Origin of the sequence: Streptomyces sp. URMC 123, assembly GCF_051386515.1 — a bacterium.
Classification (GTDB): Bacteria; Actinomycetota; Actinomycetes; order Streptomycetales; family Streptomycetaceae; genus Streptomyces.
In genome coordinates this window covers 1-8,743 of the sequence record NZ_JBPQTV010000276.1, presented here as the reverse complement: position 1 = coordinate 8,743, position 8,743 = coordinate 1, and the positions used below count along the sequence as shown (strand labels likewise).

5 protein-coding genes and 1 pseudogene are annotated in these 8,743 nt (G+C 73.6%); 1 reads left to right on the top strand and 5 read right to left on the bottom strand.

The features are described from left to right. On the bottom strand, positions 1 to 2,945 hold a 2,945-nt coding region (locus tag ACSNOD_RS24555; RefSeq protein ID WP_436769214.1), incomplete at its 3' end, for a glycoside hydrolase family 2 TIM barrel-domain containing protein. A 127-nt stretch (positions 2,946 to 3,072) separates the two neighbouring features. On the opposite strand from ACSNOD_RS24555, the gene ACSNOD_RS24550 reads away from it, so the two are divergent. Beyond that, entirely contained in the window at positions 3,073 to 3,801 is a 729-nt protein-coding gene (locus tag ACSNOD_RS24550) for a MerR family transcriptional regulator (RefSeq protein WP_436769213.1), read from the top strand. A 56-nt stretch (positions 3,802 to 3,857) separates the two neighbouring features. On the opposite strand, the gene ACSNOD_RS24545 is transcribed toward ACSNOD_RS24550, so the two are convergent. The 4 genes and pseudogenes from ACSNOD_RS24545 to ACSNOD_RS24530 form a co-directional block, all read right to left on the bottom strand. Then, positions 3,858 to 6,095, bottom strand: a complete 2,238-nt coding sequence (locus tag ACSNOD_RS24545; RefSeq protein WP_436769212.1) for a 3-hydroxyacyl-CoA dehydrogenase NAD-binding domain-containing protein — start codon at positions 6,093 to 6,095, stop codon at positions 3,858 to 3,860. Positions 6,096 to 6,156: 61 nt separating this feature from the next. Further along, positions 6,157 to 7,371, bottom strand: coding sequence for an acetyl-CoA C-acetyltransferase (locus ACSNOD_RS24540; protein ID WP_436769211.1), 1,215 nt, complete (start codon positions 7,369 to 7,371; stop codon positions 6,157 to 6,159). A gap of 33 nt (positions 7,372 to 7,404) precedes the next feature. Then, positions 7,405 to 8,547: an acyl-CoA dehydrogenase family protein gene (locus tag ACSNOD_RS24535; RefSeq protein ID WP_436769210.1), complete on the bottom strand. Its 1,143-nt coding sequence runs from the start codon at positions 8,545 to 8,547 to the stop codon at positions 7,405 to 7,407. After that, positions 8,544 to 8,743 (bottom strand): annotated as a pseudogene (locus ACSNOD_RS24530) (CoA transferase); the annotation flags it as partial. The gene ACSNOD_RS24535 and the pseudogene ACSNOD_RS24530, both read right to left, overlap by 4 nt.

Sequence of the window (8,743 nt, the reverse complement as noted above, 5' to 3'; positions counted from 1 at the left end):
GGCTGGGCGGGCGCCGGGCCGGGGACGGCCGTGCCGCCGATCGCGAACTGGCCGAAGGAGACGCGGTGCCCGGCCGGCGCCCAGGGCGCGTCGCGGGCCGTGACCGCCTCCACCATGAGGTGGCGCTCCCGGCCCTCGGGGTCGGGCGGCGGTCGGGGCAGCCGTACGGTCGCGGTGGCGCCGGGCCCGACGTCGAGGGGCGCGGTGCCCCGGGCCACGGTGCGCTCCCCCTCGGTGACGGCCCAGCGCAGCTCCAGGTCGGAGGTGTCGGTGGCGGCGCGCTCATTGGTGACGGTGACGACGCCGCGCCGGGCGTCGGCGTCCGTCGCGGTGATCCGGACGGGGGCCAGCACCCAGGCGAGCTGGGCGGTCTCCGGCTGGGGCTCGCGGTCGGCGGTGACCAGCCCGTCGACGCCGGACTCGTACAGCCCGTACGAGAGGTGGCTGCCCTCGGTGGTGAAGTCGTCGAAGTCGAGGGCGAGCACCGCGCGGTCCACGGGGTCGGCGCCGGCGGCCAGTTCGGCGGCGGTCAGGGCGGTGGGGTGGACGCGGACGCGGTCGATGGAGCCGTGCGCGGTGCGGCCGCCGTAGCCGTCCTCCATGGTGTCGGTGTTGCGGCCGACGGCGGGGTCGTACGGGGTGTGGTCGATGCGGCCGGTGAAGGGGGTGGCGCCCCGCTCCCGCCCGTCCAGGTGGAGCCTGAGCGCCCGGCCGTCGTACGTACCGGTGACCCGGTGCCAGGCGCCGGCCCAGCCGTCCGGGACGGGTGCCGTGACCGTGTGGGGCCGCCCGCCGCTGGTGACGGTGAACTCCACGGTGGCGCGGTCCCGCATCCGCAGGACGTACTGCTCCCCCTTGCTGATCATGGTGAAGTCACCCGTCCACGGCTCGGCCGGCCTGACCAGGGCGTCCAGGGTGAGGCCGGTGCCGGTGAGGTCCAGCGCGGGGTCCCGGCGGATCTCGACGAAGTCGTCCAGGCCGGAGAGGTACAGGGCCTTGCCGTGCGCGCCGTCGACGATCCGGGGCCGGCCGGAGAGGCTCGCGGGGACGCGGTGGCGCGCCGCGTCGGGGGTGGTGATCAGCGGGCGGCGGATGGACTGCTCGGCCCAGTCCCAGACGAAGCCGCCCTGGGCGCGCGGGTGCGCGCGGACCACCTCCCAGAACTCGCGGAAGTTGCCGAGGCTGTTGCCCATGGCGTGCGCGTACTCGCCCATCACCAGGGGCTTGGGGCCGGCGGCGGCCTTGGCAGCGAGCGCCGCGGGGGTGGGGTAGCGCGGGCCGGCCACCTGGGCGAAGGGGGCGTCGCCGTCGGGCCGGTTGGACTGGTGGTAGAGGGGGCGGGTGGGGTCCGCGGCCCGGGTCCACTCGGCCATGGCGTGGTGGGCGCGGCCGAGCCCGGCCTCGTTGCCGGTGTCCCACAGGATGACGCTGGGGTGGTTCCGGTCGCGTTCGACCATGCCGATGTGGCGGTCGAGGAAGGCCGGCTGCCACTCGGGCCGGTCCGCCAGACAGTCCTGCGGGCAGTTCTCGTGGCTGTGGGTCTCGACCTCCATCTCGTCGTCGATCAGGAACCCCTGGCGGTCGGCGAGCTCGTACAGATACGGGTCGGAGGGGTAGTGCGCGGTGCGGATGGCGTTGATGTTGAGCCGCTTCATCAGCGCGAGGTCGCGTTCCATGAGCGCGCGGGGGACGTGGCGGCCGCTGTCGGGCGAGGTCTCGGCGCGGTTGACGCCCCGGACGACCAGGCGCTTTCCGTTGAGGGTGAGCAGCCCGTCCCTGACCTCGACCTCGCGGAAGCCGACGGTCTGCTCGGTGGTCTGGAGGACCCGGCCGTCGGGGGCGCGCAGCCGCAGCGCGAGGGTGTACAGCCGGGGGCTCTCGTCGGACCACAGGGCGGGGGTCGCCACCGGGGCGGAGAGGTCGACGGCGGCCGCGGGGGCCCGGGCCGCCGTGGGCAGGGGCGTGCCGGGCAGCTCGGCGGCGCCGGACAGCCTGCGTACCTCGCGCCCCTCCGGGTCGTACAGCACGCCCTCGACCGTGTGCCGGCCGGAGGTGCCGCCCGGGGAGCGGGCCAGCTCCACCCGGGCGCGCAGGGTGGCGTCGCGGTAGGCGTCGTCGAGGTCGGTGGTGACGTGGAGGTCGGCCATGCGGGTCAGGGGGGTGGAGCGGAGGGTGACGGACCGGAAGATGCCGGAGAACCGCCACTGGTCGTAGTCCTCCAGGTAGGAGCCGGCCGTCCAGCGGTGCACCTGGACGGCGACGCGGTTGGCGCGGCCGGGGCGCAGCAGGCCGGTCACATCGAACTCGGCCGGCACATAGCCGCCCTGGTCGTAGCCCACGTAGCGGCCGTTGACCCAGAGGAACCAGCCGGAGGTCACGCCCTCGAAGCGCAGTACGGAGCGGCGACCGGCCCAGGAGGCGGGCACGTCGACGTCCCGGGTGTACGCGCCGGTGGGGTTGGTGTCGCGGGGCACCTTGGGGGGCGCGTCGGGGACCATCTCGCTCTGCACATTGCGGAAGATCGGGTGGTCCAGGTCGTCCGTCTGCCAGGTGTGCGGCACGGTGACCCGCCGCCAGGAGGAGGTGTCGTGGCCCTCCCGCCAGAACCCCGCGGGGGCGTGCTCCGGCAGGTCGGCGAGGGCGAACCGCCAGGTGCCGTCGAGGGAGAGCTCCTCGTCGGGCGCCTCGCCGACGCCCGGTCGCAGCGGGGCGTGCGGGGGCTCCTGACCCTCGGCGGTCCTGCGGGGGTCCTCCAGATAGCGGTACGGGTCCGGGCCACCGGGCAGCTTTCCCTCGTCGCCGCCGGTGGGGGCGGGGGCGAGGGCGGCGGCCGTGGCAGTGGTCGTGCGGGGCGGCACGGAACCGCCCGCCCAGGCCGTCACCAGGGCGAGGACGACGACGGCGGCGCGTCGGCCGGCGCGTGCGGTCGGGATGTCCCATGCCACGGCAGCACGGTAGGCCGCACCTGACGGAGCGTCAATTATCGGCGTCACCGGCGTCGGACACCACCGGTGGGACACCATTACTGTTGCGCCTGGTGAACCGCACGGCAGAGAGCGAGGCCCGAACCCCATGAGCACAAGGACCCAGGAGCCCATGCTCACCGTCGACGAGCTGGCCGCCCGCGCCGGGGTCACGGTCCGCACCATCCGCTTCTACAGCACCCGCGGGCTGCTGCCGCCGCCCGAGATAGGGCCGCGCCGGGTGGGCCGCTACGGCCCCGCCCACCTGTCCCGGCTGGCCCTGATCGAGGAGCTCCAGCACCAGGGGCTGACGCTGGCCGCCATCGAGCGCTACCTCCAGCGCCTGCCGGACGGCCTGAGCCCCCACGAGCTGGCCCTGCACCGGGCCCTGGTGGCCACCTGGGCGCCCGACGCGCCGCGCGAGGCCACCCACCGCGAGCTGGAGCGCCGCGCCGGGCGGCCGCTGACCGGCGAGGACATCGACCGGCTCGCCGCGATGAACGTGCTGGAGCGGACGGCGGACCCGGAGGTGTTCCGGGTCGACCCGGGCCTGCTCCACCTCGGCGTGCGGCTGTTGGAAGTGCCGATCTCGCTGGAGACGGTGCTCGCCGCCCGGGAGGTGGTCCTGGACCACACGCGGCAGGCGGCGCGCGAGCTCAGCCGGCTCTTCAAGGACGAGGTGTGGGAGCCGTACCGTGAGCGGGAGCGGGACCCGGAGCGGGTGGAGACGATGCGGACGCTGTCGGCGCACATGCAGCCGATGGTGGTGCAGGCGCTGGTGACGGCGTTCCAGCGGTCGTTGCGGGAGGAGCTCCGCGGGTCCTTCCCGGAGGGGTGAGAGGGCCCTCCGGGAAGGACGCGGGGGACCGGCCGGTGCGCGGTGCGGGCGCGGGGTCAGGCCGGTGCGTCGGTGGGCGCGTGCGTCGATGCGTCGGTGGATGCGCCCGCCGGTGCGTCGGTCGGTGCGTCGGTGAAGGTCGCGCCCTTGGCCGCCTTGTCCAGCAGGAGCGCGGGCGGCGCGAACCGCTCCCCGTACGCCGCCTGGAGCTCCCGCGCGCGGGCCACGAACCCCGGCAGCCCGCCCTCGTACCCATTGATGTACTGCAGCACCCCACCCGTCCAGCCGGGGAAGCCGATGCCGAGGATCGAGCCGATGTTCGCGTCGGCGACGGAGGTCAGGACGCCCTCCTCCAGGCAGCGCACGGAGTCGAGCGCCTCGGCGAAGAGCATGCGCTCCTTCATGTCCTCGAACGGGACGCTCCCGTGGTGCCGGCCGAAGTGTTCGCGCAGCCCCGGCCAGAGGCCGACCCGCTTGCCGTCCTCGTAGTCGTAGAAGCCCGCTCCCCCGCTGCGGCCCGTGCGGCCGAACTCGTCGACCATGCGGTCGATGACCGCCTCGGCGGGGTGCTCCGGCCAGGTGCCGCCGGCGGCCTCGACGGCCCGCCGGGACTCCTGGCGGATCTTCCGCGGCAGGGTGAGGGTCAGCTCGTCCATCAGGGCGAGCACCTTCGCCGGGTACCCCGCCTGGGCGGCCGCCTGTTCGACGGAGGCCGGCTCGACGCCCTCCCCCACCATCGCCACGCCCTCGTTGATGAACTGCCCGATGACCCGGGAGGTGAAGAAGCCGCGGGAGTCGTTGACGACGATGGGGGTCTTGCGGATCTGCCGCACCAGGTCGAAGGCGCGGGCCAGCGCCTCGTCCCCGGTCTTCTCCCCCTTGATGATCTCCACCAGCGGCATCTTGTCCACGGGCGAGAAGAAGTGCAGCCCGATGAAGTCCGCCTCCCGCCGCACGCCCTGGGCGAGCTCGGTGATGGGCAGGGTGGAGGTGTTGGAGCACAGGAGCGCGTCGGGGGCGACGATGTCCTCGATCTCCCGGAACACCGTGTGCTTGAGGCTCTGGTCCTCGAACACGGCCTCGATGACGGCGTAACAGCCGGCGAGGTCCCCGGGGGTGGCGGTGGGGGTGATCCGCGCCAGCAGTTCGTCGCGCTTCGCCTCGGTGGTGCGGCCCCGGGCGAGGGCCTTCGCCAGGAGTCCCGCCGAGTACGCCTTGCCCTTCTCCGCGGCGTCGAGGGATACGTCCTTGAGGACGACCTCGATGCCGGCCTTCGCACAGGCGTACGCGATGCCCGCGCCCATCATGCCGGCGCCGAGCACGGCGACCCTGCGGACGGTCCGCGGCGGCACGCCCCGGGGGCGGCTGGCGCCGGAGTTGACCGCCTGGAGGTCGAAGAAGAACGCCTGGATCATGTTCTTGGCGGTCTGCCCGGTGACGAGCTCCGTGAAATGGCGCGCCTCGATGGTGAACGCGGTGTCGATGTCGACCTGGGACCCCTCCACCGCGGCGGCGAGGATGTTGCGCGGCGCGGGGTAGGGGGCGCCGTTGAGCTGCTTGCGGAGGTTGGCGGGGAAGGCGGGCAGATGGGCGGCGAGCGAGCGGCTCGCCGGCGTGCCGCCGGGGATGCGATAGCCGTCGGTGTCCCAGGGCTGCCGGGACTCGGGGTGGGCGTCGATGAAGGCCCGGGCCCGGGCGAGCATGGCCTCCGGGGAGTCGACCACCTCGTGCACCAGGCCGGCCTCCAGGGCCCGCCGGGGGGTGTACTGGGTGCCCTGGAGCAGCACCTTCAGCAGCGCGTCGGTGATCCCGAGCAGCCGTACGGTGCGCACCACCCCGCCGCCGCCCGGCAGCAGCCCGAGGGTGACCTCGGGCAGCCCGATCCTGGAGCCGGGGGCGTCCAGCGCGACACGGTGGTGACAGGCGAGGGCGATCTCGTACCCCCCGCCGAGGGCGGCTCCGTTGATCGCGGCGACCACCGGCTTGCCCAGGGTCTCCAGGCGGCGCAGGCTCCGCTTGACGGCCATGCCGGTGTCGAAGGCGCGCCGGGCGTCGGCGGGCCCGACGGCGCTGAGGTCCCGCAGGTCGCCGCCGGCGAAGAAGCTCTTCTTGGCGGAGGTGACGATGACGCCCCGGACGGTGTCGCGCTCGGCCTCCAGACGGTCGACGGCCGCTTCGAGGGAGGCGATGAAGGCGGCGTTCATCGTGTTGGCGGACTGCCGGGGGTCGTCGAGGACCAGGGTGACGACGCCGTCGTCGTCCCGCTCCCAGCGAATGGTGGTGTTCTCGGTCATCTCACATGTCTCTTCCGTCAAGGGTGGCCGGGGAGCGGGCGCGAGGCTCTGGAGCCCGTGATCAGAGCCGTTCGACGACGGTGGCGGCGCCCATGCCGCCGCCCACGCAGAGGGTGACCAGGCCGTATCGCAGATCGCGGCGCTCCAGCTCGTCGATGACGGTGCCGAGCAGCATCGCGCCGGTGGCGCCGAGCGGGTGACCCAGGGCGATGGCGCCGCCGTTGACGTTGACCTTGTCCAGGCTCAGGCTCATCTCGCGGACGAAGCGCAGCACGACGGCGGCGAAGGCCTCGTTGATCTCCACCAGATCGATGTCGTCGATGGTCAGCCCGGCCTTGGCCAGTGCCTTGCGGGAGGCGGGCGCGGGGCCGGTGAGCATGATGGTGGGGTCGGCGCCGGAGACGGCGGCGGAGACGATCCGGGCGCGGGGGGTGAGCCCGTGGCGCTCGCCGACCTCCCGGTTGCCGATCGCCACGAGGGCCGCGCCGTCGACGATCCCGGACGAGTTGCCGGCGTGGTGGACGTGGTCGATCCGCTCGACCCAGTGGTACTTCTGCAGGGCCACCGCGTCGAAGCCCCCGGCGTCGCCGATGGTGGCGAAGGACGGCTTCAGCCCGGCGAGGCTGTCGACCGTGGTGCCCGGCCGCAGGTGTTCGTCGCGGTCGAGGACGACCAGTCCGCTGCGGTCGCGCACGGGGATCACGGAGCGGTCGAAGCGGCCCTCCTTCCACGCCTCGGCGGCGCGGGCCTGGGACTCGGCGGCGTAGGTGTCGACGTCGCGGCGGCTGAAGCCCTCGATGGTGGCGATGAGGTCGGCGCCGATGCCCTGGGGGACGAAGCCGGTCTCGAAGCTGGTCATGGGGTCCATCGCCCAGGCGCCGCCGTCGGAGCCCATGGGGACGCGGGACATGGACTCCACGCCGCCGGCCAGCACCAGGTCCTCCCAGCCGGAGCGGACCTTGGCGGCGGCGAGGTTGACGGCCTCCAGGCCGGAGGCGCAGAAGCGGTTCTCCTGGACGCCGGCGACGGTGTCGGGCAGGCCCGCGGCGATCGCCGCGATCTTGGCGATGTCCGAGCCCTGGTCACCGTGCGGGCTGACGACGCCGAGGACCACGTCGTCGATGGCGGCCGGGTCGAGGCCGGGCAGCCGGCGGCGGATCTCGTGGATCAGTCCGACGACGAGATCGATGGGTTTCGTTCCGTGCAGCGCGCCCTGGGACTTGCCGCGCCCGCGCGGGGTGCGGATGGCGTCGTACACATAGGCTTCGGTGCTCACGATCGGCGGCCTTTCGGACGGTGGGGCGGGCGCTCAGGAGAGGAGGGCGCGGCCGATGATCTCCTTCATGATCTCCGTGGTGCCCCCGTAGATCGTCTGGATGCGGCCGTCGGTGAAGGCGCGGGCGACCGGATACTCGCTCATATAGCCGTACCCTCCGTGGAGTTGCAGACAGCGGTCCGCGGCGCGCTTCTGGAGCTCGGTGGCCCACCACTTGGCCATCGAGGCGTGCACGGCGTCGAGCTCGCCCGCCGTATGGTCGGTGACGCAGCGGTCGACGAAGGTGCGGGTGACCGCGCACTCGGTGGCCAGTTCGGCGATCTCGAAGCGGACGTGCTGGAGCTTGGCCAGCGGCCGGCCGAACGCCTCCCGCTCCTTGACGTACGCGGTGGTCGTCTCCAGCAGGCGCTCGGCGGCGGCGATCGCGGACACGGCGATGGTCAGGCGCTCCTGGACCAGGTTCTCCATGAGGTGGACGAACGCGCCGTTCTCCGTGCCGAGCAGATTCGCCTTGGGGACGGCCACGTCGTGGAAGAACAGCTCGGCGGTGTCCTGGGCCTTCTGTCCGATCTTCTCGAGGTTGCGGCCGCGCTCGAAGCCGGGCATGCCGCGCTCGACGACCAGCAGGCTCAGCCCCTTCGCCCCGCCCTCCGGGGTGGTCCGGGCCACCACGATGACGAGGTCGGCGAGGATGCCGTTGGAGATGAAGGTCTTGGAGCCGTTGAGCACCCAGTGGTCGCCCCGGTCGGTGGCGGTGGTGCGGATGCCCTGGAGGTCGGAGCCCGCCCCGGGCTCGGTCATGGCGATGGCGCCGATGGTCTCGCCGCCGCAGAACCCGGGCAGCCAGCGGCGCTTCTGCTCCTCGGTGGCGAGCGAGGTGAGATACGGGCCGATGATGTCGTTGTGCAGTCCGATGGCGAGCCCGGAGACGCCGGCCCGGGCGAACTCCTCGGCCAGCACCGCGCTGTAGCGGAAGTCGTCGTTCCCCCCGCCGCCGTACTCCTCGGGCACGGCGAGCCCGAGCAGCCCCTGACGGCCGGCGGCCTGCCAGGCGGCGCGGTCGACGACGCCCTCCCGCTCCCAGCGGTCGTGGTGCGGCAGCACCTCCTTGGTGAGGAAGGTGCGGACGGTGTCGCGGAACGCCTCGTGTTCCGCGGTGTAGAGCCGGCGCTTCAACGGTCCTCCTGCTGGCCTGGGGCGCGGTCGGTGAGAGAGGGCACGCCCCAGTCGCGGGCCACCTCGGCGGTGTCCGCTCCGGGCCGGGCGGGTGCGCGCCGCACCGCCCCGGGCGTGGCGGAGAAGCGCGGGGCGGGGGCGGGCTGGGTGATCCCGAAGTGGTCGGCGAAGGTGGCGCGGGCGGCCAGATGGGGGT